Source organism: Paraglaciecola sp. IT1134 (genome assembly GCF_058068185.1).
This window is the reverse complement of the sequence record NZ_CM176486.1, coordinates 84721-108688: the sequence shown is the minus strand read 5'-3', so window position 1 is coordinate 108688 and position 23968 is coordinate 84721. Positions and strand designations below refer to the sequence as shown.

Genomic DNA, 23968 nt, shown 5'->3' with positions numbered 1-23968 from the left:
TCTCATAATCTGATATGAATAACAAAATTAGTTCAACAAATCTGGACTTGAACCTACCCAATTTTAGTATTTTCTGGCTCGAGTTATTAGATTGGGGCTTTCTGACAAAAAACAAACCCGATACACAAATTAGAATACAGCATGCAAACTTTGATCACTGGCTTTTTTAACCGGGAAAAAAATTTTAAACTCCACTCCCATACCCTCTTCGCTAGTTAGGGCAATAGAGCCGTTCAGGGCTTGCGTCACCAAATTATACACCAGATGCAGGCCCAAGCCACTTCCTCCCTGACCACGCTTGGTAGTCACAAAGGGATCAAAAATTCGTTTCCGTAAATAACCGGGTATACCTGAGCCATTATCTTTAAATATTATACATATTTTTTTATCTTCCAGCATTTCCACATAAATGTCGATCGTGCCCTGGTCCATCTTTTCAAAACCGTGAATAATTGAATTCATGATCATATTGAGCATGATCTGATTGAGCGGGCCAGCTTTTGATTCTATATACAAATCTTGTGGGCAATGAATATTTATTATGTGGTTCAGCGTCTTCAGTTTTGGGCGCAAGGACAATAATATTTCATCCATCAATCTGGCAAACGAGAAGACCCGGTCAACCTCAGAAGACTGATCCACTGCCACTTGTTTAAAGCTGGATATCAATTCAGCCGCCCGGTTTAAATTGCGGTAGATAATATTCAGATTCTCTTGCCCCTCCACAATGAACTTGGATAAGGAACTCGCTTTTAATGTTTTGTTTTCGAAATCCATTTCCATTTGTGCTAACCGGTCGAGCATCATAGTTGACGCGGTTACACCTAGGCCAATAGGTGTATTAACCTCGTGGGCCACGCCAGCTACCATATCACCGAGTGAGGCCATTTTTTCGTTTTGGACCATTTGTCGTTGAAATTGATGTAACTTCTCAAGGGTTTTAATTAATTCACTGTTGGCCTCTTTCAATGCCAGGGTACGCTGGGTCACCTTTTCTTCCAGATTGGTATTGAGCTTTCGGTGCTCTTCCTCGGCTTGCGTTTGGCGCTGAATATGTTCCTGAGTACGCTGCATCATGGTATTAAACGCTTCACCGAGAATATCCAACTCCTTGATACCATACTCTTGCGCTCGGCCAGAATAGTCTTTTTTTCTGGATATGCGCTGCACCAGGGTCACCAAATTTTTAATCGGCAAGGTAATGGTACTTTGCAATTTAAGCGTGAGTAAAAAACACAATAACAAGGAGAGTAATAATACCCCAATAGCAATACCTACTGTGCGAGTTATGAGCTTTTCCAATACATCAGCGGAAACCCGCAAGTAAGAATATCCTAAAATTTTACCTTCGAGTTTTATTGGGCGCATTATTTCTATGCTGCTGCCATCAACCGTTGGTTTTGCCAGCTCAAGCGTTTTATCAAACTTGGCATTAACGGGCGCAATACCAGTTTTGTTATAGCTGGCAAAAAATTCCAGCTCATCGTTGTCGATAAAACGATAAATATGCACATTTTCAATTATTTGTGACGCTGCTAGAGTTTTCAGACTGAGCTCTTCCAAGTAATTGGTGTCTCGGTCAATTGTGCTGACCGCGCTGCGGCTAATCAGTTCAGAGAATATTTCAACATCATTGGTCAGTTGCTGTCGGTAACTGCTAATTTGGCTAAATAAGGTGATGCTGGTCGCCAAGATAAGTGCCAATGCTGTGATCGTCATGACGACCCAGATAATAAGGCTTTTAATCGACAAAAAATTACTCTTAGCTTGCATATTGAAACGTATGGCTACCACGGTGATTTTGGGAGTTAATATTGGGCTAAAGCTTAGACAATTGAAACCTCTAATTACGTATAAGGAGTATCAGATCCTGCTCAGATAGTTGCAGTTGCTGCGCTAGGCGAGCAAGCAACACTTGTTCTTTATTTTGACGCAAACTGTCCCTTGATACGCCGCGCAGATCCTCGATATCGGTTAGACATAAGCAAATCATATCTGTCGCGCGCGCCGCCACCAGGGGTACATCAACACCGGCTTTTTTGTATATCACGTGGGGGCAGGCTTGAGTACGTGACGGCAACTGTATGCAACGTTGAGGCACAGCTAATACGGCTGGCACATATAAGACGAAGCACCAGATCCAATAGCTGTTATTCATACCTTGGACGCAACGCCGAACCGCTTAGGCACCTTGATAAAGTGCCAAATATTGCTCAGCCGCTGCGCGCCAAGTAAATCGCGTGCCCATGGCCCGGACTTGCATGGCCTGAAATTGAGCAGGATATTCATGATAAAACAGCAATGCTCGTTCAATACAGCCCAGCAATGTATCACTGTCAGGTTTTTCAAATATAAAGCCAGTTGCCGTTTCCATTGAGTCGACCAGATCGACCACCGTATCTTTCAAACCACCGACCCCCCGCACTATGGGCAGGGTACCAAATGCCAGACTATACATTTGATTTAGTCCACAGGGTTCGAATAGTGATGGCATTAAAAAGAAGTCGCTACCCGCTTCGAGCATATGTGCTTTACGTACACTAAAATCTTCTATGAAAGCGAATTTTTGCGGATATCGGCTCGCTACACTGCGCAAGGTCAAGCTGATTTGCGGATCGCCGGTGCCGATAATTACCAATTGCACATTGTGCAGCATCAATCCATCCAGCATCGGTAAAATATAACCGAAACCTTTTTGTTCCGTAAGCCGACAAACCATACCGATAAGCGGTATTCTTTGTTCTACGGGCAACTTAGCTTCACGCTGCAGATCGGCCTTACACACCTGTTTACCTGACATATCATGGGCGTCATAGGTTTGGCTGATAAATTTATCATTAACCGGATCCCATTGGCTGTAGTCACAGCCGTTGAGGATGCCATTAAGATCCGAACGCCGTTGTTGAAATTCATGATACAGATGGTGAGAGCCCAGAGGAGACAGTAATTCCTGAGCATAGTTAGGGCTCACAGCATTAATTTTATCCGCATAACGGATCCCCATGCGCACAAAGTTTAGGGCGTCTCCGTCCAATTGAGAATGCAGCAAATAATGGGGTTGTAAAAAAGGTATATCCAGGAATTTGTGGGTCCCTTGATAGGCGCCGTTATGGATGGTGAAGATGCTGCGACTTGCAGCGAAAAAGCCGCTGTCATCTATGCTGATAAAATAAGGCGTCAGGGCGGTGTGCCAATCGTTACAGTGCACAATATCAGGCTGAAATGACAGTGCCTTGCTGGTTTGCAAAGCGGCCTGAGCAAAAAAAGCAAAACGTTCTGCGTTGTCACTATAGGCATGATAATCATCGGAATATAAGCCATCCCGGGCAAAATACTCTGGATAATCCACACAATAAACAGGCACATTGCCAACACTAAGGCGCTTTATGCCAAACTCATAGGGCTTGCGACTGGCAAAGAGTGTCTGTTTGGGGCAATGATCGGGTACCGGATACTTATCCGCCAGGATTTTGTAGTAAGGCATGACAATACTGACTTCGTGACCCATTTCAGTCAAAGCTATTGGCAGAGATTTGGCGACGTCGGCCAAGCCCCCGGTTTTTACCAGATCTTCGACCTCGGATACTACAAATAGTATTTTCATTTACTCTACATCCTATTAATTCTGCCTATACTGGCCCTGAGGGAAGAACCACTAATATTGAGCAGGATGATTGCACAACAGGTTTGGCTAACAATATAACGTCATTCAGCGACGACAACAATACACACTAAATTTAGTGGTTTGGGCCAGGCAATGCACCGAACTAAATTGTTTTTGTAGATCGTCGCCGTATCGCAAAAACTTGTTGGCTACCAAGGTCAGACTGCCTTTGTCCTGCAGATGATTTTTAAGCTGCCCGATAAACCCTTCGGTCACCGAGTAATCGGTTTTGATACCGGTGTGAAAAGGTGGGTTGGTAAATACTTGGATAAATCGCCCACTCACTGCACTCAAGCCATTTGACGGTACAACCTGGGTTTGCAACTGATTAAGTTTGGCACTTTGCTCTGAACAATAAATGGCCAAAGCACTGACATCACTCATCACAATCTGGCTTTGAGGGTTCTTTAAGCCCAGAAAACAACCAATAATACCGGCACCACAGGCAAAATCCAGCACCCGACCAGCTGCCACTTTATCTATGCTTTCCAGCAACAATCGAGTGCCCGTATCCAATTCACCATGACTGAAAACTCCTGGTAAAGAACACACCTTAAAGTCAATACCGGCTACCTGTAAATCTGAAATGGTTTGCCACTTGGATAATGCAAAAGCGTTTACCGGTTTATCAAGTTGTGTAGCAAACATTGAGCAATGCCGTGCCGAGTCAATTTTATTGACTTGGGACGAATATGCGCTCAACAACTTAGGGGCGCTATTAATCCCGCCTTTATTCTCACCTACTAACATCAAGGTGGCACCGGGTTTGAGGCAACTGGCGATATTAGCCAGCAACATTTGTGCCTGAGCCTTGGATTTTGGCATATAGAGCACGGCTCCATCAAAATCTCCTTGACTCGAATAAGCGGCACAGAAACTGTGCTGTCCATCCTGGGCCTTAGGAGTTGTGATGGAGACACTTTGCTGATAAACATCAAAATATTGATGAAAACCAAAGATTTGCGGGTTATCTAGATGAGCAAAAACTTGACCATCCGTAGGATTAGCAATTAACCACTTGCCAGTTGCAAAGGTCTCTTCGCTACGTAATAAAATTTTACTTGCTGGTGATAACATTAGACGACTCGCTCAAACATCAGATCCCACACGCCGTGGCCTAAACGCTGGCCTCTTTGCTCGAATTTAGTTAACGGGCGCTGCTCAGGGCGCGGCACATAATCACTGGTGTTGGATAAATTTTTATAACCAGGAGCAACGGACATGACCTCAAGCATATATTCGGCGTAGTTTTCCCAGTCTGTGGCCATATGAAAAACACCGCCTATGGCTAGTTTGCTACGCAACTTTTCAACAAATTCAGGCTGCACAATACGTCGTTTGTGATGACGTTTTTTGTGCCAGGGATCTGGAAAGAATAGTTGCAGCCGACTTAAGCCATTATCCGGAATACAATTGGCTAAAATTTCAACCGCATCATGTTCATATACCCTAAGATTGGTGACGCCCTGCTCTTCTGCGTCAGCTAAACAGGCACCCACACCTGGGCGGTGGACTTCTATACCGATAAAGTCTTTATCAGGTTCATTGCTGGCCATTTCAACCAAGGATTTACCCATACCAAAACCGATTTCCAGTACCAGGGGAGCCTCTCGACCGAAGACCTGATTAACATCCAGCCTGCCAGCTTGATGGGTTAAACCCATAGTCGGCCAATTTTTTTCAATGGCTTTTTCTTGGCCTTTAGTTAAACGCCCTTCGCGTTTGACAAAGCTTTGTATCTTGCGCACATACACGCCTGACGCAGCGGCTTCTTGTTCTGTTTTAAACTGACTCATTTTTCATCTCATTTCATTGCTATGCGTAGCATGGGGCGCATTATGCCGCCCGCTAAGTGTATTGCAAGAACCCGGGCCAAATTTAAGCAAAATGGTGTGCAAAATACTCCGCCAGTGCTGCTGGCTGCTCCAGCGGCAGCATATGCCCGGCCCCAGCAATTTGCTCAAAATGACTATTGGGTGATGTTTGACACATCTGACACAATTTATCTGGCGAGGCAATTTGGTCTTGCTCGCCCACCAGAATATGTAAGGGAAAATTAACCTCAGCCAGTTTTTTGCTCAAGTCTTGGCGGTCGGTTAAGCCACTAATTTGATGGGCTAATACACTTGCCCCCAAGTCAGCCTCCATTTGCTTGATGGTCTCCAATACATCAGGATCACAGTTAGTGTGCACAAACTGCTTTAACCTACTAGGGCTCATTGCGCTGTATTGGCCTTTGCTGATAGTAGTTAAAATTTGCTTGCGCGCAGTACATTCTTGTTCAGTAAAGGGCCCTGGATAACTGCCGATCAAGGTCAAAGAAGCGATCCTGTGCGCATGTTTTAAGGCCACAAGGGCTGCAACGTAACCGCCCATGGAAAATCCCACCAGATGCATAGGTTGTTCGAAATACCCGAGACGATCTTCACTCAACGCAAGCATTTGCTCAAGATTTTCAGCCCATTGCAGTGGCACATAGGCTCGTTCCGTTAAATTTAAAGCACGCCAGCACGGCATAAATACCCGTTCATCGCAAAGGGTACCAGGGAAAAATACCATAGGTGCGCAGATGGGGGGGGCCAATATCGAGCTTTGCTCGGCTGTTTTCATTTCAAGTAAACCATTTAATATCAATTCAGGTATTATCCGGCTATTAACGATAAGTGCAAAGAGTAGTCCAAATAACCGTGCAGCCAGTCTTCAATGATCCAGCATTAACTTTTTCTCAGCGAATTCTCGCTTGGTTTGCCGACCATGGGCGCAAAGATTTGCCCTGGCAACTCAATAAGACGCCCTACTCAGTGTGGGTATCTGAAATCATGTTGCAACAAACCCAGGTAAAAACCGTTATTCCTTACTACCAAAAATTTATGGCTCGGTTTCCCGATATTTTGAGTTTAGCCAACGCCGAACCAGATGAAGTATTGCATCATTGGACTGGCCTGGGTTACTACGCCCGGGCACGCAACCTGCAAAAAGCAGCCCAGCGCATAAGAGATGAGTTTGGCGCTCAATTTCCCCAAAGCCTTGATGAAGTCATTAGTTTACCCGGTATAGGGCGTTCTACCGCAGGTGCAGTGTTGGCCCTAGCTTGTGGCCAACACCACAGCATACTGGACGGTAACGTTAAACGCGTTTTGGCGCGTTATTTTGCCATTGATGGTTGGCCCGGCAATAAACGTGTTGAACAGCAGCTATGGCATTACGCTGAACAGCTCACTCCTGCCAAACATACCGCTGATTACACCCAGGCGATGATGGACTTGGGTGCGACATTATGCAGCCGCAGCAAACCCAAATGTGACAGCTGTCCTTTGCAAAAAAATTGCCTGGCTTTTGCCCAGGGCAGACAAAGTGAGCTACCGGGTAAAAAGCCGAAAACCGTCATTGCGGTTAAAACCACTGTTATGTTGATACCTATATGGCAAGGCCAGGTACTGATTTATCAGCGGCCACCTTCTGGTTTATGGGGCGGATTGTGGGGCTTTTATGAAGCCAGTGACCTAGAGGATGTACCTCGTCAAAAATCAGCATTGGGAATAGCGGCTTGCCGGTCCATATCTTTAGCTGCTTTTCGTCATACCTTCAGCCATTTTCATTTAGATATTCAGCCGCTGATCCTGCAATTAACAGATATCCCCTGTGCAGGCGTGCAAGACAGCAAACAGCTGTGGTACGACCTTCACGCGCCGCAAAACGTCGGTTTAGCGGCCCCCACCAAAAAGTTATTAGCAATTTGCAAAGGTGAGTTATAGGTCCTTAAAATTGCTTGTTAAGCAAATAGAACTATTTAGGTAGTAGTTCACCTGTGACTCGACCTGTTCGACAAAATTTACGCGGTCAGGATATAAAGTATTAATGTCGCTAAAGCAGGCCTGTGCCACTAAGCCACGTCTTTGATATGCAAATACCCCCGTTCGAACAACACGACTAAACATTCAATCTAATCTTCAAAGTGCCAACAAATGACATCAGCAACGGATCCTGGTTACTCAACTGTGGTTATCGATGAGCTGTTAAAATACCCCGTATTAACGAAAATCCCATAGGTTGTGGCAATAGCATTAAATCAAAATAAATATAATTGGTAAAACACACCCCAAAAATATAGAATGATCGTTCACTCTAGTTGGAGAATATTTAAATGCAGCGCTCTCGCATCGTATTTTTTGCCCTTTCAGCCCTGGCGGGCTCTGTTGCTTTGACCGGCTGTGGACAGGATCAAGTAAGTGCAGCTCCCGCTGTGCAAACCACGCCCGTAGGGGTTGTCACATTAAAAAGTCAAACGGTGACCCTGACAAAAGAATTACCTGGCCGTATTGCCGCATCTAAAATTGCCGAAATCCGACCTCAGGTGAGCGGTATTGTGCAATCACGTCTATTTACCGAAGGTGGAGAAGTCAAAGCTGGCCAAATTTTGTATCAAATTGATCCCGCTTCGTTTGAAGCTAATCTCGCCAGCGGAAAAGCAGCCGTTGCCAAGGCTCAAGCCAGTATTGCCAGCCATAAAGCTAAAACCTCACGTTATACTGAGTTATTAAAAATTAAAGCGGTCAGCCAGCAAGATTTTGATGAGGCCGACGCGGCTTACAAAGAAGCTCAAGCCGACTTGTTGACTGCTCAAGCTCAACTAAATACAGAGCAGATTAATCTTAATTACAGCAAAGTTTCCGCGCCTATAAATGGTCAGATAAGCAAGTCTGCCGTTACCGTGGGAGCATTAGTCAGTGCCAATCAAAATACCGCTCTTGCCACAGTAACCCAGCTGGATCCTATCTATGTTGATTTGGTTCAGTCCAGTGCCCAATTAATGCAGTTAAAACAGGCGCTGGCATCAGGCGCCCTTGCTGCCGATGCGGCAGCTCAAACAGAGGTTGAACTGAAATTAGAAGACGGTTCTGTTTATGCGCATAAAGGCACTCTACAATTTTCTGAAGTTACCGTCGATCCTAGTACGGGCTCGGTGACGTTAAGAGCGCAATTTGCTAACCCTGAAAAATTATTATTACCTGGCATGTATGTAAGGGCCGTCATTGTAGAAGGGGTAAAAAGCAATGCTATTTTGGCCCCACAACGGGGTATCAGCCGCAATATCAAAGGGGAAGCGACCGCCATGGTGGTCAATAAAGAGGGCAAGGTCGAAGCGCGAGTTATACAAGCCCAGCGCACCATAGGCGCTAACTGGCTAATTGAAAAAGGTTTGTCCGCTGGTGATCAAGTGATTGTAGAAGGCTTGCAAAAAATCCGTCCTGGCGCTCCAGTTCGGGCTGTTCCTGCTGAATCAGCTGCAGCTAACAGTCACTAAACGGAGAATTCGATGTCACGATTTTTTATCGATCGTCCCATTTTTGCCTGGGTATTGGCCATAGTGGTCATGCTGGCTGGTGTGCTGGCAATCAATAATTTGCCTATAGCACAATACCCAGCTATTGCCCCCCCGGCCATCAGTGTCAGCGCTAATTATCCTGGGGCGTCTGCGCGCACCTTAGAAGATACTGTTACTCAAGTTATTGAACAAAAAATGAAAGGTTTGGATGGCCTGATGTATATGTCATCCACTTCCCAATCTAATGGTTCGATGACATTAACCCTGAGCTTCAGTGCCGACACCGATCCTGATATTGCTCAGGTACAGGTACAAAACAAACTGGCTTCTGCCACACCGTTATTACCCCAGCAAGTGCAACGTCTGGGGGTCTCAGTGGCTAAATCTGCGCGTAATTTTTTATTAGTTGCCGGCTTTGTTTCTGAAGATGGCAGTATGAATAACATTGATATCGGTGACTATGTTGCCTCTAGCGTGTTAGACATAGTCTCCCGCGTTGACGGTGTAGGTGAAGTGCAGTTATTCGGTTCACAATATGCCATGCGTATCTGGCTTGATCCAGCCAAGTTACAGAACTATAAATTGATGCCTGAGGATATCAGTGCTGCCATTAGTGCACAAAATGCCCAGGTTTCGGCCGGTCAATTAGGGGGTATGCCGGCCATTGCAGGTCAGCAATTAAATGCGACCGTTACCGCCCAAAGTCGTTTACAAACGCCAGAGCAATTTCGTGCCATTTTAGTTAAAACCAATAGTAACGGTTCAGTCGTGCTTTTAGGGGACGTGGCTAAAGTTGAATTGGCTGGTGAAAACTATGGCGTAATCGCTCGATATAACGGTAAACCCGCATCTGGTCTTGCGGTAAAACTGGCCAGCGGCGCCAATGCACTGGACACCGCCGCGGGGGTAAAAAAGGCCTTGGCGGATTTGCAGCCTTTTTTCCCCGCTGGTTTAAAAGCAGTCGTACCTTATGACACTACCCCTTTTGTGAGTTTGTCGATTGAAAAAGTCGTTAGTACTTTAATTGAAGCTGTGGCATTAGTGTTTGTGGTGATGTATTTATTCTTACAGAACTTACGCGCGACTTTAATTCCCACCATTGCTGTTCCTGTAGTGCTGTTGGGAACCTTTGCTATTTTATCGGCCTTTGGTTATTCCATTAACACCTTAACTATGTTTGCCATGGTATTAGCCATCGGCCTGTTGGTAGATGACGCTATTGTGGTGGTTGAAAACGTAGAACGGGTGATGACAGAAGAAAAGTTATCGCCTCTTGAAGCCACCCGTAAATCAATGGATCAAATCAAAGGTGCTCTGGTCGGTATTGCCATGGTGTTATCGGCCGTGTTTGTGCCCATGGCATTTTTTGGCGGCTCTACAGGGGTTATATATCGCCAGTTCTCTGTTACCTTAGTGTCTGCGATGGGGTTATCTGTGCTGGTAGCCTTGATATTGACGCCAGCACTATGTGCCACCTTATTAAAACCCAGTCACGTACACAGTAACACCTCCTTAATGGGCAAATTCTTCTCTGGTTTTAACCGCGGATTCAACCGCACCAATAAAGGCACACAAAGCTTTGCCGGTCGAATGATCAAACAAAGCAAACGCTACTTATTTTGTTATGGCTTAGTGTTTGGTGCCATGGTGTATATTTTCATCCAACTGCCGTCTGGCTTTTTACCGGACGAAGACCAAGGGATTCTATTTAACCAAGTCATTTTGCCTGCAGGCTCTACCACCGAGCAAACGCTCAAAGTGGTGCAAAAGATGGAAAACCATTTTCTGCACGATCAAGCTGTTGCAGTGAAATCGATTTTTACTGTTACGGGCTTTAGCTTTGCCGGTTCCGGCCAGAATGCAGCTATCGGTTTTGTAAGCTTAAAACACTGGGATCAACGGCAAGACGCAGATTTAGCTGTGGGCGCCGTGGCGGGTAAAGCCATGGGGTTTTTCTCAACCATCAAAGAAGCTTTAGTATTTGCCTTTGCCCCTCCAGCAGTAATGGAACTGGGCACGGCTAACGGTTTTAACATGTTTTTACAAGATAAAGCGGGAGTGGGTCATGATCAGTTACTGCAAGCGCGAAATATGTTGTTAGGTCTGGCAGGGCAAAGCGCGGTATTGGCAGGTGTACGGCCCAATGGCCAGGAAGACATGCCTGAATTATCACTGGATATTGACCTGGCCAAAGCGGCTGCATTTGGTGTCAGCCAAGCGGATATTAACAGTACGTTATCTACTGCTTGGGGCAGCAGTTACGTCAACGATTTTATTGACCGTGGCCGAGTGAAAAAAGTCTATCTGCAAGGCGCAGCCACCAGCCGTATGGTGCCAGAAGACTTAAACAAATGGTATGTGCGCAATGCCAATGACGAGATGGTGCCTTTTTCCGCTTTTGCAGGCTCACATTGGACTTATGGCTCTCCGCGCCTGGAACGTTATAACGGCTTCTCATCCATGGAAATTCAGGGTACAGCAGCAACGGGTTACAGTACTGGCCAAGCCATGGACGAAATGGAGAGTTTAATCAAGCAACTCCCTCCTGGTATTGGCTTCGAATGGACAGGTATATCCTACGAGGAACGCTTAAGTGGCGGGCAGGCGCCTCTATTATATGCCTTATCTTTATTAGTGGTTTTCCTATGTCTGGCTGCCTTGTACGAAAGCTGGTCAGTACCTGCAGCCGTTATGTTGATTGTGCCATTAGGTATATTTGGTGCTGCAATAGCGGCATGGCTTGCTAACTTATCCAACGATATTTACCTGCAAGTTGCTTTGCTCACCACCATAGGCTTGGCGTCAAAAAATGCCATCTTGCTGGTAGAATTTGCCAATAACAGAATAGAACAAGGAGCGGGTTTGGTGGAAGCCGCTATTGAATCCGTGCGACTACGATTGCGTCCTATATTAATGACATCCCTGGCCTTTATCTGTGGAGTATTACCGCTAGCGCTTGCCTCTAGCGCAGGCTCAGGTGCACAAAATGCTTTGGGTATTGCGGTCATTGGTGGAACCCTGGCATCGTCTATTCTGGCGGTATTATTTGTGCCGCTGTTTTTTGTGTTAGTGCGCCGGGTCTTTCCTAACAAGCAAAACGTCACAAAGGAGAACACCCAATGACAGAAAAAAATACTAAACGACATACTGACCCCGCCTTGGCAGAAGTGCGACGAGAACAAGTTCTGACCGCCGCTGCAGATTGCTTTCGTCGCAAAGGTTACCATGGTGCCGGCATGGCCGAGATCTCAAAAACTGCTGAAATGAGCGCAGGCCATATCTACAACTATTTCGCCAGTAAAGAAGCCATTATCGAAGCTATTATTCAGCGCGATATGCAAGAAATGTTTTCAATATTTCAACAATTTGAAGATCATCCCGGTGATTTGTTGCGCGTTATGATCGAAGGTTCCGAGAATGGCGTTGACCGAAAAATGGACGGGCAACAAGGCGCATTGGAGCTCGAAATGTTAGCAGAAGCGGCGCGCAACCAAAAAGTTGCCTTTTTGCTGCAGGAATCAGATACCCAAGCCAGAGCTAAGATGCGCCGTTTACTGACCGGAGAGCGCAGCTTGGTCAAAGATGTAACGGATAAGGAACTGGATGGCCGTATTAATGTTATTTTTGCGATGTTTAGCGGTTTATTACTGCGTCGGACTTTGTATCCCGAACTCCAAAAAGACACTATATTGTTAGCGTTAAAGCCAGCGTTAAAAACACTTTTATCGCCCTTTTAAAGGGGAATATAAAACCCAAAAGGTAACCGATGATTTTTTTATTTGAACTGCCTTTATTAGGATTATTACTCGCCCCCGTGCTGTTTTACTTGATTAGTGCATTGGTGGTCAGTCACCTGCATAACAAGTGTAGTCGCTGTGGTGACTCACAAAGCTAATGAAATTAGTCAGTCGTGCACACTATTACTCCCACAAGCTGGCTAATTTGATAGACTTATAAAATCACTACAGGCCAGCTTGGCGCCGGCCTAAACTTACCCATCAGGAATTTTATGAGCAGAACAGTATATTGCCAACGTTTGAATAAAGAAGCTGACGGTTTGGACTTTCAACTTTATCCAGGAGAACTGGGCAAAAAAATCTTCGACAATATATGTAAAGAAGCTTGGGCCGACTGGCAGAAAAAACAAACCATGCTAATTAACGAAAACAAACTCAATATGATGGAACCCACAGCCAGGCAGTTTTTGGAAACCCAGATGCAGGCCTACCTGTTTGAAGGCAAGGAGCCGGATATACAAGGCTATGTACCACCGAAAAGCTGAATCAGTTAGCCACACACTGGCCGACTGCGTATATAAACAACGCTTTCAGTGACTTTTGCGCACTTTTTATGCGAACAAGCTTTAAAGCATAAAAAAAACCGATAAAGTGGTTGACATAAATGTCCAGAATCCGTTTAATACGCACCCACGGCGAAGCAGGCATAGCCAGTAACGTCTAGTAAGATTTGCCCGGATAGCTCAGTCGGTAGAGCAGAGGATTGAAAATCCTCGTGTCGGTGGTTCGATTCCGCCTCCGGGCACCATTATTCAGTTCGATAAAGGCCAACCTCATACGTTGGCCTTTGTTTTATCTGGCTTTCACGTTCTGTAGCGTTCAGCTACGTTTGCTTATTTTCGTCTTTTTAGTAACACTCTTGGTAACACCACCACTGCTGTTACAATTTGGATGTTACGAATGGCTCGCCAAACACTACAAATCAACCCGACACAGCTCGCTAACGTTAAGCCCAGGGACAAAGAATTTAATCTCGCTGACGGAGGAGGATTGATGCTGAGGGTAAAGCCCACTGGTTTTAAATCTTGGCTGTTCAACTACTCACACCCCATTACCAAAAAACGCAGTAATATAGGTATTGGCACCTACCCTAATAAATCGCTGGCTCAGGCTAGAGAAATCAGAAAAATTTATTTAGCCTTACTTGCTCAGGGTATTGATCCAAAAGCCCATCGAGAAGAACTAGAGCAAGCGAAACAAGACGCACAAAACAATACTTTCTTAGCGGTCGCTAGCCAGTGGATGGATATAAAGCGCACCAAGGTAAAAGCCAACTCAGCAGACAAAATATGGCGCTCTTTAGAGAACGATGTATTTCCCCGTATTGGTAAGCTACCCGTTGACCAAATAAACGCCCCTAAAGCCATTCAAGTGTTAGCTGACATTGTCGGGCGTGACAGTTACGAGATCGCGCGAAAAGTCGCAAGGCGTATGAACAATGTCATGACCTTTGCCGTGAACACCGGGTTAGTACACCACAACCCCTTAGCCGGTATAAAAGAAACCATACCCACAAGCAAAGTCGTTAACTACCCCACCCTAAAACCGGATGAATTACCGGAATTGATGAAAGCCATAAACTTTGCCAGTATCAAATTTTCGACCCGCTGTTTAATCGAATGGCAGCTACACACTATGGTTAGACCCGGGGAAGCGGCACAAGCGCAATGGTCAGATATTGATTACGAACGCAAGCTTTGGATTATACCCGCTGAGCGCATGAAAATGAGCAAAGAACACCACATACCACTAACTGAGCAAGCCTTAGCTATTCTTGAGCTTATACGGCCATTTAGTGCCCACAGAACGCATATATTCCCATCATACAAACACCCACAACAATCAGCCAATAAAGAAACCGCAAACATGGCGTTAAAGCGTATGGGCTTTGCTGGTCGGCTGGTGGCACATGGCCTAAGAGCTTTAGCCAGTACCACACTAAACGAACAAGGTTTTGAACGTGATGTGATTGAGGCCGCATTGGCGCACAGCGATAAAGATCAGATACGCGCAGCATATAACCGAGCAACCTACCTTGAACAACGCAAAGTAATGATGCATTGGTGGTCGACCCACATCGAACAAGCCGCCATGGGTAATATGAGCTTAGCGAACGCCAGGCAAACCTTGAGATTAGTAAACCAGTAACCAACCACCAGCAAAGAGGAAGAACCAATGACTACTATTACATTAGACAACCGCATAGAAAGTTTTTATTTCGATATGCAAAGCGCCCACGCAATTTTAATTTGTTTGAATGAGGCGATGAAAAACAACACCGATCAACAATTGGCACCTGTTGCCGATAGGCTGATAACTCTTGGCTTAGCCATTGGTGAAAGCCTGATCAAGTTCGAAGCACTATACCAAGCTGAGCAGTTTCCACATTCAGCATCGGTAGATAAACAGAATGTATTGCTGTCTAAATGGCAGGTTGAGCAGTTTAATAATGCCATGTTTGAAATCTGCGAAGAAATCCCTCATTCATCCAGGTATAAATCATCAAGCAGAGTGGAGAAAGCGGCTTTAGACGGTGTATATGGTGTCCGTTCGTTGATTGGTCGCGCATTAGACGAGTTGAACGACCAAATAAACAATCCCGCTAAGAAAGCAGCTTAGTTAACGGTTTACCAAGTCTAGGGTAGCTCCCGAACGGCCAGAACCCTACTGGCTTGACTTGGTGATTTATTAGGGTTCGGAAGGGATGATATGGAAAAAGATACAACTGTCTTTAACACTTGGGATGTAGAGGAAGACTATCGAAAAGTTCAAATCAGTTATTCAATAAGATTGGAAAATGATGAGGAGATTTCAAGAGACGATAATAAATGCCTAGTTATCATTAATAGCGAACGCAATAGACTCGAAAAAGCTTGGAGGTTGTTAGAGCGGAGTCTCCATCCTGATTTTACAAGTGATAGAGCATTCAGGAAAACGCGTCACACAAGTCCGGTAGATGAGTTTGTCGACGATGTGTTTAATGATCGACTACCAAAACCAGAAATTTTAAAAACGGTTGCTCTTTGTTTTAGAAAGTATTTCGAATCAGGCGGTGAAGTTGAGCTTGAGGATATTTTTTTCGGCAGGAAGAAAATAGGTGTAGGTAATCATTCTGCAAGGGCTAAAAAAATAGAAATTTATAGACTCATGTCACTTTTGGATCGCTCATTCAATGATGATAATAATCGTAATGAGCAAATTAAAATGATGACGAGAACAGAAATCGCTGAAATTGCAATGATGATTGAAAATATCGAAAAGGATCCTGAATCTGTTCTAAGAAGTTATCGTAGATGGAAGAATGAGCAACAATAAATAATAAGCCGGACATATATTCAATTTAGCTGTCCGTTACAACGTGAAAAATATGCTTATAATTCTGTATCAGTCATCAACAACCTAAATGAGACTGATATGCACACCACCAATCTAAAAGTAATCCGTAAACCAGAAGCTTGTAACCTTGCAGGCTTATCTAACACTTCATTATTTGAACAAACACGAGCCGGAATATTCCCACCACCCATTCCACTAGGCGCAAGAGCCGTAGGTTTTTTCCTACACGAAATTCAGACTGTTTTAGCTGCCAGATCTATAGGAAAATCAGAAGATGATATTCGGCTAATAGTTCAAGCATTGATCAGACAGCGCGAGACTTCGGCTAACGCTTTACTTAAACATCTAGCGGCATAGGAGTAGTAGAAATGAAAAATGCTCCCAGTGACCAAACCAAAAGCATTCTGAATAGCAATGACACGAGCGCACACACGCAACGCTTGCAGATATTAGCACACCTTAGAACAAAGCCATTAAACACTCTTGAGCTACGCGAGCTGGGCTATATGGCACCCGCACCACGTGTGCTCGAGTTAAGAGCTAAAGGCTTTGTAATAATAACCCGCCTTGAAGATGTATTAGACGCAAACAACAAAATTCATAAACGGGTAGCAAGATATTTCTTTTTGGCTGAGCCACCAGCAGCGAGGGTCGCAGCATGAAAAAGTGTGACTTGTTCCCCGTATTAGATAACCAATCAAAGCAGCTTAAACAGCTCGTAGGGCTATCGAACTTAATTGTCAGTGCTGGTGGCCTATCTGACCATCCAAATAACGACCTGTGCACTTGCCTGAGCATAGTTAGTGACTTAGCCAGCGATACGCTAAGCAATCAGCAAACGATCTCTGACAGAGTTATAGAGCTTACCATCGTCAATGATTGTGTTAACGGCAAAAAAAACCCGCAGTAATAACATTACATACGGGCTTCACTCTTGTATCTGACAATTCAGATTATATCTGATTTACAAGAATGTTGCCCTACTTCTGGGGCGCACATGAAAACAAATCCATTTTGTTTTACACCAAGTTCGTTTATCGACTTCGTGAGAGAGAACCATGCCGAATCAAATAAAATCAGCTGGGATATATGCTTTGTATATTCATCATTGATTTGGGGGAATGCAGGTAGTAATAAGCGATTCAAACATGCATCTAAAAGCGAACATTTCGCCATACCTGCAAAGTTGTTAACAGAACGCTTAGGCAAAGATTACCAGACTATATTTAAGGCAATAGGTCTTATCCAAATTGATGGCAACTATGATGTTATTAAAGGCGAAACCAATGCCTATGGTTTAACAGCAAAAGCAAGAGAATTAGTTATGCAATACATGACAAACGACAATCTTCAAACCGACATTTTAGGCATTGGCAAAAAGCCCTTTGCGCTGAAAACAAATAACCTAAACGGTCTTGCTAATGCGATCAAAAGCCGGGATAAAAACAACAATAACAAAAAGTCTAAGGCATATATTAACCCGGTAGTAAAAGTTGATCTCGATGCACTCGAAGCACTAAAAACAGCTTTAATCCAGTACAGAGACAACGCATTCCATTCAGTAAGACCACCCGCCGCAAGTGATGAATTTATCGACATTCAATCAATCGTCGACATTCAACAAGGTTATGAGTTAGAGAGTTGGATCAACAGGCGATTAATAGCCACGATGCAACTAATTCACATGGCAACACTTAACGTTAAATTACCCTCTAGGCAGTTAATCCAATACTACGTTGAAAGTGGTTCAGGTCGTCTATACGGGCAAGACATTCATTTGCAAACGGTACCAAGAGAAGTCAGGAAAGCGGCGCTGTGTGGGCAATGCGATTATGACTTTGATAACTGCCATTACGCCATACTTCACCAGTTAGCCGCACAGCAAGGCATAACAACGCCTTTCATGGCCGATTACCTGGCAAATAAACACGTGATAAGAAAAAGGTTAGCTAATTCAGTTGGTGTGAGAGTTAGTGTGATCAAAGAATGTTTGATTGCATTAATTTATGGCGCAAGCATCCAAGATAAGCCGCGCCACGCATTAAGTGACATATTAGGCACTCAAGGACTAAACAAGCTACTTAGGCATAGCATATTCGTTGGCTTACACACCGATATCAAAAGTGCGGGTAAAGCCGTTCTACGCACTCGAACGCAGAGGTGTGAATTAGTAAACGCCATGAATAAAAAACTGACTGACGAAAAGGCGAATAGCCTATGCCACATACTTCAAGGGTACGAGGCCAAGATGTTAAACATTGCCATGCACATGCACGGCGATTCAATCTCATTGCTGCAACATGACGGTTTTACTAGCACAAACTTAAATATTGATTTACTGGCATTAGAGACCGAAATATTCAAACAAACAGGCTTACACATGACCATTTCTAAAGATATGTTAAAAATGACACGAATGCATTCAAACCAAAACGATGAAGCCCTTGCAGCATAAAGGCTAAGACCATGTTTTTTGAATGCATTTGCAGACTAATAGTAGTGATTGCGTGTGTCTGTCCTGTTTAATATCCCTATTTAAATACTTGTACAGAATCGACGCTCAAACAAAAAAGGACCAGAAACCTAATGAAAACAGACCCAACAATGAGAGTTGAAAAAGTCAAAGCACTAAAGGCTTATTACAAAAGCGGTACAGATTCGTTCGCAGCTTGGGCTGGTGGTGGCTATAAATACCCTGCCCCAACAAGTTTGCCCTTTCCTGAAATTTGTCGTGATATGAAATGCGAAGCTAAGACGCGCTCAGGCCACCCCTGCAAGAATGACGGCACAAGTTATACAAATGGACGCTGTAAGTATCACGGTGGCGCTAGTACAGGCCCAGTGACGTTAGAGGGTAAGAAACGGGTATCGATGAACAGTAAAAGAAACAAAGCCAGCATAGGCAATAGTTAATAACGACTAATAACCCAGTCAAAATTGACTATATAATTAATCATATGTGAACACTACGAACACGCCAAGGTTAAACAACAGAACAAACCCCATGTGCGGCTGACAATAGTTAACTTAGAATCGAGTATCAAAACTGCGTATTTAACAAACCCCAAGTGAGCGCTCCGATCACAGTAAGGTTAAACATCAAAACAAAGCCCATGTGGACGATAACATTAGGGTTAGGTCAGCTTCTTAAACAAACCCCGTGGAACGGGCAAGGTTAGGCCAACATAATTTCCCCCAGGTCAGGACATTGAACCAATGACAATAAAGCACTAACCTTGCACTAACACTAACGCCTTTAAAGCAATGCTATGACTATCAAACAAGACGAAGAAGACAAGGTAAAACGGGATAATCTTATTTTTGAGAAAATCAAAGCTGAGAATGCAACTAGAACTGATTGGAGCGGTCTGCATATCAACTATGGGTATAAGCCGTACAAGCCAACTTTCAAAGAACGTTTAGTATCAATCATTACCTTGGGCTTACGTTGAACAGCATCTAGTTTTGCGACCAACACACGTAAGCTAGAAACCGTTTTACCAGGAAGTTTTTAAAAACTACATTAGTATCACCGTCAGTTAAAAGGTACTTCCAAGCTCCTTTAATCTGGAGGGTACGTCGCAGCGCGCAGGGTGATTATTTACAAACTATATTGCCATCAGGTTGTTGTTTGGTTATCTATGCCACAACTCCCTTAAAATAAGCGGGTCCCTTTACTCGATACTTATACGGGTGCGCGGCTGCGCGAAATGATACTTGTGCGAGCGGCCCATGGGACGACTTTTTGTTTTCCTTCAAATATCGCTAGTGGCTTACAACGTATGTAACGCAAAGGCAATTAACTGATTTAGATACAGCAACTAAAGCAACCTTGTAGTCTAAAAAGTAGGGGCATGAGTTGAGGTAACGCACCGATGGGCAGGGGCACTCTAGATCCCTAAAGCTAATTTATGCAGTACCGCCGTTTAAGCTTTTTTTGTACACCCGCAACTTCAGAAATTATTCTGGTCATTCCTTGTTAGGCTCCTGAGGGATCGACATAACTATCATGTCTGGTTATTTCATTTTCAGCCTAATCAAGTTACCTTACTTAGGTGCATATAAAGTATAGGGAATATGATGCAAAAAATATCAGTTAGGGATGTAGAATCGTGGCTAGTAAACATCAGAACTCTTGAGAGGGAAGGCGAAACGCGAATGCCATCTTTTATAAAGCCTTTCCACTTTTCAACACTAGCGGCGAATGTTAAGCATAGAGATAAGACTCTACAAATAGTGCATAAACAATTAGATTATGCCATTCGCATGGGGCTGTTTGAGGCTATTGGCCAAGAACCGCCAAACGGGGTAAACAAAAACAAAGCAAATGGAAGGTTTGTAGAAGCCCGCGCTGTTACTAACGATAAAGATGTTCCAAAATTGTCTATTGAAATATCAGAGATGTTCGGAAGTTGTGCGAATGCAGAAACTAAAGATAGCCTCCATGCTCTTTTGGCTGAATTATTAGGGAATTGTTGTGCTCACTCCACTATTGATGAGCGGGAACCTTTTGGACTAGTTTGTGGTCAATCATGGGTAAATGGTGGAATCGCTCAGCTTTGCATATCAGATACAGGGATCGGAATAAGAGATTCTTTAACACAAAATGAAAAATTAATTGATAGACTTAATAATGAGAATGCGTGCGCCTTAGCAGCCGAGTATGGAGTAACAGGCAAACCAAAAGGAAATCATTCAGGATATGGGTTAGCATTAGCTGATGGGTTAATAAAGCACAATAATGGCACTCTGGTTGTTGTCTCAGGTAATGAGCTATACTTTAATCAGAGTGGAAGAGTTCTTTCTAAAACGATGAAAGAATCTTGGGATGGCACTATAATTATCTTTGAGTGGAATCTTGGTTCGCCTTTAGATAGTAAAGCAGTGTATGATGCTTGGCCAACCCCTGACAGTATGACTGACGGAGAATATGATGAATTGTTTATTTAAACTAGATAATGATTTCGAAACGCTTTCGTCAAGAAAAGGGGGTGAAATGGCCCGTGCTCGCCTAGTTGGGCTGCTAAACTCAAGTTCTGAAAAAATAATCTTTGACCTTTCTTGGAAAGCATTGAGCCCATCATTTGCTGACGAGTGCTTTGGCATTGTCGTCAAAAAAATTGGTATAACTTTATTTACCAAAAGAATTTCGTTTATTAATGTCAATGAATCGGCGAAGTCGATAATTAAACATGTTGTGCATAAAAGAGCTAACGAGTTTACAACTGATAAAGGGCAATGTGCGTTAGCCTAACCCCACTGTAACTAGCCGCAACTTGAAAAGTTTTTTTGGTCGTAACAGTTCAGTGGTCTTAGAGCCACGCTTGGGATTTTAGTCACACCGCAGGTAACACTGACCAAGCCATATACTTAAAAAACTGTTATAAATCAATTGATTAAGTAAAATAATCGATTCCGCCTCCGGCACCATTATTACATCAAGCCTAGCAAGCGATTGCTAGGATTGAACATAAAATTGGTAACCAACACCTTTCAGAATAAATATCCATTTTCAGAAAAAACGCTTTAGACATCACACTTTCTTCGTAAACGGCACAACTTTGTGACCCAGCATATTATAATGACGTATTTCGGTAAAAACAGACAGTCATTTCGGTTTTATCCGATCGTTTCCTAACCCCCGTGTCAGAGTAGTTGTCGCCTTTAATTTTTTAATAATGGAGACAACATATACCACTACCTTCTGTAGACTTAGAAACCAAAGAGCAAGGTCAGACTTTGCTTTTACCACCCGATAACTATTCGCGTCGACAAGTAGCCAAAGAACTTTGGGTCGGTCCGACTACTGTTCAAAAATGGAGAGAGGGTTTGAAAGTTAAGGGAGTTTTCGTCAAACCTATTAATCCTGAGCCTGATGAATTTAGTGCTGATCAAAGAAAACCGTTAGTGTTCGTGGTTATCCCATTGAAAAAATAAATGGGAGCAAAATTTTTGATTGGCTAGGTGAGCTTAGAACTCCAGGAGCAGGTATAGTGCACGTATAGCTATGTAACAAATATCCTTAAATGAGTGCTAATTCAGAGAACGCTTTTTTAATTTTTCTTACTCATAAGGCTGATTTTAACGCCAGTTAGACCTGTATTTGATGTGATAAAGTCTCATACTGGCGTTACAAAATGCTCGATGTCTCGGTCAGTTAATAGTTTTTACATGCTTATAATCTAATATTTTTTCATCGGCGGTAACTAATGTTGATGATAACGTTCTTGCCAAAGCAACTATCATTCTATCTGCTGGATCTTTATGAAATTCACCAGGTAAACGAGTAGATTCGAGTGCTACCTTGTTGTCGATAGGGACAAAGGACACATTTTTAATTTCATCTACAGTTTGCAACCAAGTATCGACATCCATTGTAAGGGTTAAGCATCCTTTGCTGACCAACATTGAAATTTCCCATGCTGTAATGGATGAAATCAGTATTGATTCATCTTTTTCTACGGCAAGCTCTATTCGCTTTTTGGCAATGTCTGATAGCTTTGGATCACCACTTGTCCACCAAATCAAAATATGTGTATCAAGCACTAACACCTATGCTAACTCCCAATCATCTTCACATACTGATGATGTTGGCTCATCGAAATTTACCACAGTACCTTTTAATTTTTCTAAGGGACTGACCGTATTATCCCTGTACTGCTTAATTACTAAAGCTCGCTTTCCATGAGCGGTTATCACCACATCCTCACCTGATTTCTCTACTCCCCGCATAATTTCTAATGCATGAGCCTTGAATGCTGATTTAGAGTATTCATATTGCACATTATTACCTATAGTCAGATTACCATAGTCATTATAATAACAAATAAAATGACTACATAGAATAGTCATTTTCAACTCAATTCTCCTTCCAAGCAATCTAACGCTTGATCTCTACACAAGCCTAAAAGTCGAAGCTGCTATACTTAAACGAAGGTTGCTTGCATTTGCAAATGTACTAGCGGATCCAGCGACTGATTTAACCTGAATCTTAAGCAATGTAATGCGAAGAGCAAGTCATTAACAAAATGTCCAGGTAGCCATTCTATCGGATGCTGCTTTTCTAGAGGTGGTGGCAACGCCTGGCTAAAGGAGCTATTGTTGCTTTAATCCCCGCCAATTCACTGTTTCCATAACTCGCCATCAACAAATACCCCATAACAATCAATGCGCTCGATTTTGGGCATCCCGATTACAAAAAACCACTGCAGCACCCTTAGTTACATTCGGTAATTTCTATGACTCGACGTAGCTTTGATTTAACTTTGGCGTCAGTTGGGTTTCCACCTTGTTCTGATATGGCCCTTTTAGGGTATGATTTTGAGTCTGTTTTTTGATATTTATTAGTGCGTTGATACATGGCTATCAACTACCTTACAAGGTATTGTATTTTACAAGGTCGCACCAGTAACCTGTTATATTTCGCTATACATTGGGAGAATCATTGAAAATGGCAGTGCAATTTATACCGATCATAAAGGCGATAGCTCCTTATTTAGCTCAAGTAGCAACGGCGGCAATTCCGGCCTTCACATCCAAGCCTGATGCTGTGAAGTCAGATCCGGTTGTGGCAAAGCAGATAGAGGAACTTCAAGCTGCTGCAATACAAAATGCCCAGTCCATTCATGTGCTTGCTGAGAAAATTCAGCAAGCTATGCAGGACATTGAAAATACAGCTCAAGAAGCCAATAGACAGATTGCTGCCTATAAAAAAATCTTGTTAGCTTCCCTAGGATTATCAGCCGTTTCTTTGGCTATTTGTGTCTATCTATTGGTACGGTAATGTCTGTCCCCTAACTAGTCCTGAAATAGGTTGACATAAAGAGCTCCTTTTTATGGATCCAC

Annotated in this window: 25 protein-coding genes and 1 tRNA gene; 18 read left to right on the top strand and 8 right to left on the bottom strand. The window is 43.5% G+C overall.

The genetic code is table 11. The features are described 5' to 3' along the window. Window positions 1–129: 129 nt before the first annotated feature. From AC3RV5_RS00510 to AC3RV5_RS00485, 6 genes are all read right to left on the bottom strand, one after another. On the bottom strand, window positions 130–1773 hold the full coding sequence (locus AC3RV5_RS00510; protein ID WP_489730051.1) for an ATP-binding protein: 1644 nt from the start codon (window positions 1771–1773) through the stop codon (window positions 130–132). A 70-nt stretch (window positions 1774–1843) separates the two neighbouring features. Further along, entirely contained in the window at window positions 1844–2158 is a 315-nt protein-coding gene (locus AC3RV5_RS00505; protein ID WP_489730050.1) for a hypothetical protein, read from the bottom strand. Window positions 2159–2182: 24 nt separating this feature from the next. After that, complete coding sequence (gene glgA / locus AC3RV5_RS00500; RefSeq protein WP_489730049.1) at window positions 2183–3604, bottom strand: glycogen synthase GlgA; 1422 nt, start codon at window positions 3602–3604, stop codon at window positions 2183–2185. Between the two features lie 105 nt (window positions 3605–3709). Next, entirely contained in the window at window positions 3710–4741 is a 1032-nt protein-coding gene (locus AC3RV5_RS00495) for a methyltransferase (protein ID WP_489730048.1), read from the bottom strand. Further along, window positions 4741–5460: a tRNA (guanosine(46)-N7)-methyltransferase TrmB gene (gene trmB, locus AC3RV5_RS00490; RefSeq protein ID WP_489730047.1), complete on the bottom strand. Its 720-nt coding sequence runs from the start codon at window positions 5458–5460 to the stop codon at window positions 4741–4743. Before trmB ends, AC3RV5_RS00495 begins: the two co-directional genes overlap by 1 nt. Before the next feature lie 82 nt (window positions 5461–5542). Continuing rightward, the gene (locus AC3RV5_RS00485; RefSeq protein WP_489730046.1) at window positions 5543–6274 is read right to left on the bottom strand and encodes an alpha/beta fold hydrolase; all 732 of its coding nucleotides are present in this window, start codon (window positions 6272–6274) and stop codon (window positions 5543–5545) included. A 53-nt stretch (window positions 6275–6327) separates the two neighbouring features. Between AC3RV5_RS00485 and mutY the strand changes: the two genes are divergently transcribed. The 17 genes from mutY to AC3RV5_RS00400 all read left to right on the top strand — a co-directional run bounded on the left by mutY (window position 6328) and on the right by AC3RV5_RS00400 (window position 21377). Further along, window positions 6328–7419, top strand: coding sequence for an A/G-specific adenine glycosylase (gene mutY, locus AC3RV5_RS00480; RefSeq protein ID WP_489730045.1), 1092 nt, complete (start codon window positions 6328–6330; stop codon window positions 7417–7419). A gap of 389 nt (window positions 7420–7808) precedes the next feature. Next, the gene (locus AC3RV5_RS00475; protein WP_489730044.1) at window positions 7809–8969 is read left to right on the top strand and encodes an efflux RND transporter periplasmic adaptor subunit; all 1161 of its coding nucleotides are present in this window, start codon (window positions 7809–7811) and stop codon (window positions 8967–8969) included. Between the two features lie 12 nt (window positions 8970–8981). Further along, window positions 8982–12113 (top strand): efflux RND transporter permease subunit, encoded by a 3132-nt coding sequence (locus tag AC3RV5_RS00470; RefSeq protein ID WP_489730043.1) that lies wholly within the window; start codon window positions 8982–8984, stop codon window positions 12111–12113. After that, a complete protein-coding gene (locus tag AC3RV5_RS00465) occupies window positions 12110–12727 on the top strand; it encodes a TetR/AcrR family transcriptional regulator (RefSeq protein ID WP_489730042.1) in 618 nt (205 codons plus the stop codon). Before AC3RV5_RS00470 ends, AC3RV5_RS00465 begins: the two co-directional genes overlap by 4 nt. A gap of 272 nt (window positions 12728–12999) precedes the next feature. Beyond that, window positions 13000–13272 carry an oxidative damage protection protein gene (locus AC3RV5_RS00460; RefSeq protein WP_489730041.1) on the top strand — a complete coding sequence of 91 codons (273 nt, stop codon included), beginning with the start codon at window positions 13000–13002 and terminating at the stop codon, window positions 13270–13272. 187 nt (window positions 13273–13459) lie between these two features. Continuing rightward, a tRNA-Phe gene (locus AC3RV5_RS00455) sits at window positions 13460–13535 on the top strand. A 152-nt stretch (window positions 13536–13687) separates the two neighbouring features. Continuing rightward, window positions 13688–14935 carry an integrase domain-containing protein gene (locus AC3RV5_RS00450; RefSeq protein ID WP_489730040.1) on the top strand — a complete coding sequence of 416 codons (1248 nt, stop codon included), beginning with the start codon at window positions 13688–13690 and terminating at the stop codon, window positions 14933–14935. 27 nt (window positions 14936–14962) lie between these two features. Beyond that, entirely contained in the window at window positions 14963–15406 is a 444-nt protein-coding gene (locus tag AC3RV5_RS00445; RefSeq protein ID WP_489730039.1) for a hypothetical protein, read from the top strand. 90 nt (window positions 15407–15496) lie between these two features. After that, a complete protein-coding gene (locus tag AC3RV5_RS00440; protein WP_489730038.1) occupies window positions 15497–16102 on the top strand; it encodes a hypothetical protein in 606 nt (201 codons plus the stop codon). A gap of 99 nt (window positions 16103–16201) precedes the next feature. Next, window positions 16202–16480, top strand: coding sequence for a helix-turn-helix transcriptional regulator (locus AC3RV5_RS00435; protein WP_489730037.1), 279 nt, complete (start codon window positions 16202–16204; stop codon window positions 16478–16480). 11 nt (window positions 16481–16491) lie between these two features. Continuing rightward, entirely contained in the window at window positions 16492–16785 is a 294-nt protein-coding gene (locus AC3RV5_RS00430) for a helix-turn-helix domain-containing protein (RefSeq protein WP_489730036.1), read from the top strand. Then, window positions 16782–17033: a hypothetical protein gene (locus tag AC3RV5_RS00425; protein ID WP_489730035.1), complete on the top strand. Its 252-nt coding sequence runs from the start codon at window positions 16782–16784 to the stop codon at window positions 17031–17033. The genes AC3RV5_RS00430 and AC3RV5_RS00425 overlap by 4 nt, the downstream gene beginning before the upstream one ends. Before the next feature lie 87 nt (window positions 17034–17120). After that, window positions 17121–18578 (top strand): hypothetical protein, encoded by a 1458-nt coding sequence (locus AC3RV5_RS00420; protein ID WP_489730034.1) that lies wholly within the window; start codon window positions 17121–17123, stop codon window positions 18576–18578. A gap of 131 nt (window positions 18579–18709) precedes the next feature. Then, window positions 18710–19036: an HGGxSTG domain-containing protein gene (locus AC3RV5_RS00415; RefSeq protein ID WP_489730033.1), complete on the top strand. Its 327-nt coding sequence runs from the start codon at window positions 18710–18712 to the stop codon at window positions 19034–19036. 356 nt (window positions 19037–19392) lie between these two features. After that, the gene (locus AC3RV5_RS00410) at window positions 19393–19575 is read left to right on the top strand and encodes a hypothetical protein (RefSeq protein WP_489730032.1); all 183 of its coding nucleotides are present in this window, start codon (window positions 19393–19395) and stop codon (window positions 19573–19575) included. 706 nt (window positions 19576–20281) lie between these two features. Then, window positions 20282–21073: an ATP-binding protein gene (locus AC3RV5_RS00405; protein WP_489730031.1), complete on the top strand. Its 792-nt coding sequence runs from the start codon at window positions 20282–20284 to the stop codon at window positions 21071–21073. After that, window positions 21054–21377 carry an STAS-like domain-containing protein gene (locus tag AC3RV5_RS00400; protein WP_489730030.1) on the top strand — a complete coding sequence of 108 codons (324 nt, stop codon included), beginning with the start codon at window positions 21054–21056 and terminating at the stop codon, window positions 21375–21377. Before AC3RV5_RS00405 ends, AC3RV5_RS00400 begins: the two co-directional genes overlap by 20 nt. Before the next feature lie 899 nt (window positions 21378–22276). Here the strand turns inward: AC3RV5_RS00400 and AC3RV5_RS00395 are convergent. Both AC3RV5_RS00395 and AC3RV5_RS00390 read right to left on the bottom strand, forming a co-directional pair. Then, window positions 22277–22675 (bottom strand): type II toxin-antitoxin system VapC family toxin, encoded by a 399-nt coding sequence (locus AC3RV5_RS00395; RefSeq protein ID WP_489730029.1) that lies wholly within the window; start codon window positions 22673–22675, stop codon window positions 22277–22279. After that, window positions 22676–22981 carry a type II toxin-antitoxin system Phd/YefM family antitoxin gene (locus tag AC3RV5_RS00390; protein ID WP_489730028.1) on the bottom strand — a complete coding sequence of 102 codons (306 nt, stop codon included), beginning with the start codon at window positions 22979–22981 and terminating at the stop codon, window positions 22676–22678. It abuts the gene before it with no gap. Between the two features lie 586 nt (window positions 22982–23567). On the opposite strand from AC3RV5_RS00390, the gene AC3RV5_RS00385 reads away from it, so the two are divergent. After that, window positions 23568–23906, top strand: coding sequence for a hypothetical protein (locus AC3RV5_RS00385; protein ID WP_489730027.1), 339 nt, complete (start codon window positions 23568–23570; stop codon window positions 23904–23906). Window positions 23907–23968 lie beyond the last annotated feature (62 nt).

Bases quoted from the DNA above. Each gene is read 5' to 3' on its own strand.
- AC3RV5_RS00510 (WP_489730051.1), bottom strand. From the start codon at position 1,773: ATGCAAGCTAAGAGTAATTTTTTGTCGATTAAAAGCCTTATTATCTGG.
- AC3RV5_RS00505 (WP_489730050.1), bottom strand. From the start codon at position 2,158: ATGAATAACAGCTATTGGATCTGGTGCTTCGTCTTATATGTGCCAGCC.
- glgA (WP_489730049.1), bottom strand. From the start codon at position 3,604: ATGAAAATACTATTTGTAGTATCCGAGGTCGAAGATCTGGTAAAAACC.
- AC3RV5_RS00495 (WP_489730048.1), bottom strand. From the start codon at position 4,741: ATGTTATCACCAGCAAGTAAAATTTTATTACGTAGCGAAGAGACCTTT.
- trmB (WP_489730047.1), bottom strand. From the start codon at position 5,460: ATGAGTCAGTTTAAAACAGAACAAGAAGCCGCTGCGTCAGGCGTGTAT.
- AC3RV5_RS00485 (WP_489730046.1), bottom strand. From the start codon at position 6,274: ATGAAAACAGCCGAGCAAAGCTCGATATTGGCCCCCCCCATCTGCGCA.
- AC3RV5_RS00475 (WP_489730044.1), top strand. From the start codon at position 7,809: ATGCAGCGCTCTCGCATCGTATTTTTTGCCCTTTCAGCCCTGGCGGGC.
- AC3RV5_RS00470 (WP_489730043.1), top strand. From the start codon at position 8,982: ATGTCACGATTTTTTATCGATCGTCCCATTTTTGCCTGGGTATTGGCC.
- AC3RV5_RS00465 (WP_489730042.1), top strand. From the start codon at position 12,110: ATGACAGAAAAAAATACTAAACGACATACTGACCCCGCCTTGGCAGAA.
- AC3RV5_RS00460 (WP_489730041.1), top strand. From the start codon at position 13,000: ATGAGCAGAACAGTATATTGCCAACGTTTGAATAAAGAAGCTGACGGT.
- AC3RV5_RS00450 (WP_489730040.1), top strand. From the start codon at position 13,688: ATGGCTCGCCAAACACTACAAATCAACCCGACACAGCTCGCTAACGTT.
- AC3RV5_RS00445 (WP_489730039.1), top strand. From the start codon at position 14,963: ATGACTACTATTACATTAGACAACCGCATAGAAAGTTTTTATTTCGAT.
- AC3RV5_RS00440 (WP_489730038.1), top strand. From the start codon at position 15,497: ATGGAAAAAGATACAACTGTCTTTAACACTTGGGATGTAGAGGAAGAC.
- AC3RV5_RS00435 (WP_489730037.1), top strand. From the start codon at position 16,202: ATGCACACCACCAATCTAAAAGTAATCCGTAAACCAGAAGCTTGTAAC.
- AC3RV5_RS00430 (WP_489730036.1), top strand. From the start codon at position 16,492: ATGAAAAATGCTCCCAGTGACCAAACCAAAAGCATTCTGAATAGCAAT.
- AC3RV5_RS00425 (WP_489730035.1), top strand. From the start codon at position 16,782: ATGAAAAAGTGTGACTTGTTCCCCGTATTAGATAACCAATCAAAGCAG.
- AC3RV5_RS00420 (WP_489730034.1), top strand. From the start codon at position 17,121: ATGAAAACAAATCCATTTTGTTTTACACCAAGTTCGTTTATCGACTTC.
- AC3RV5_RS00415 (WP_489730033.1), top strand. From the start codon at position 18,710: ATGAAAACAGACCCAACAATGAGAGTTGAAAAAGTCAAAGCACTAAAG.
- AC3RV5_RS00410 (WP_489730032.1), top strand. From the start codon at position 19,393: ATGACTATCAAACAAGACGAAGAAGACAAGGTAAAACGGGATAATCTT.
- AC3RV5_RS00405 (WP_489730031.1), top strand. From the start codon at position 20,282: ATGCCATCTTTTATAAAGCCTTTCCACTTTTCAACACTAGCGGCGAAT.
- AC3RV5_RS00400 (WP_489730030.1), top strand. From the start codon at position 21,054: ATGATGAATTGTTTATTTAAACTAGATAATGATTTCGAAACGCTTTCG.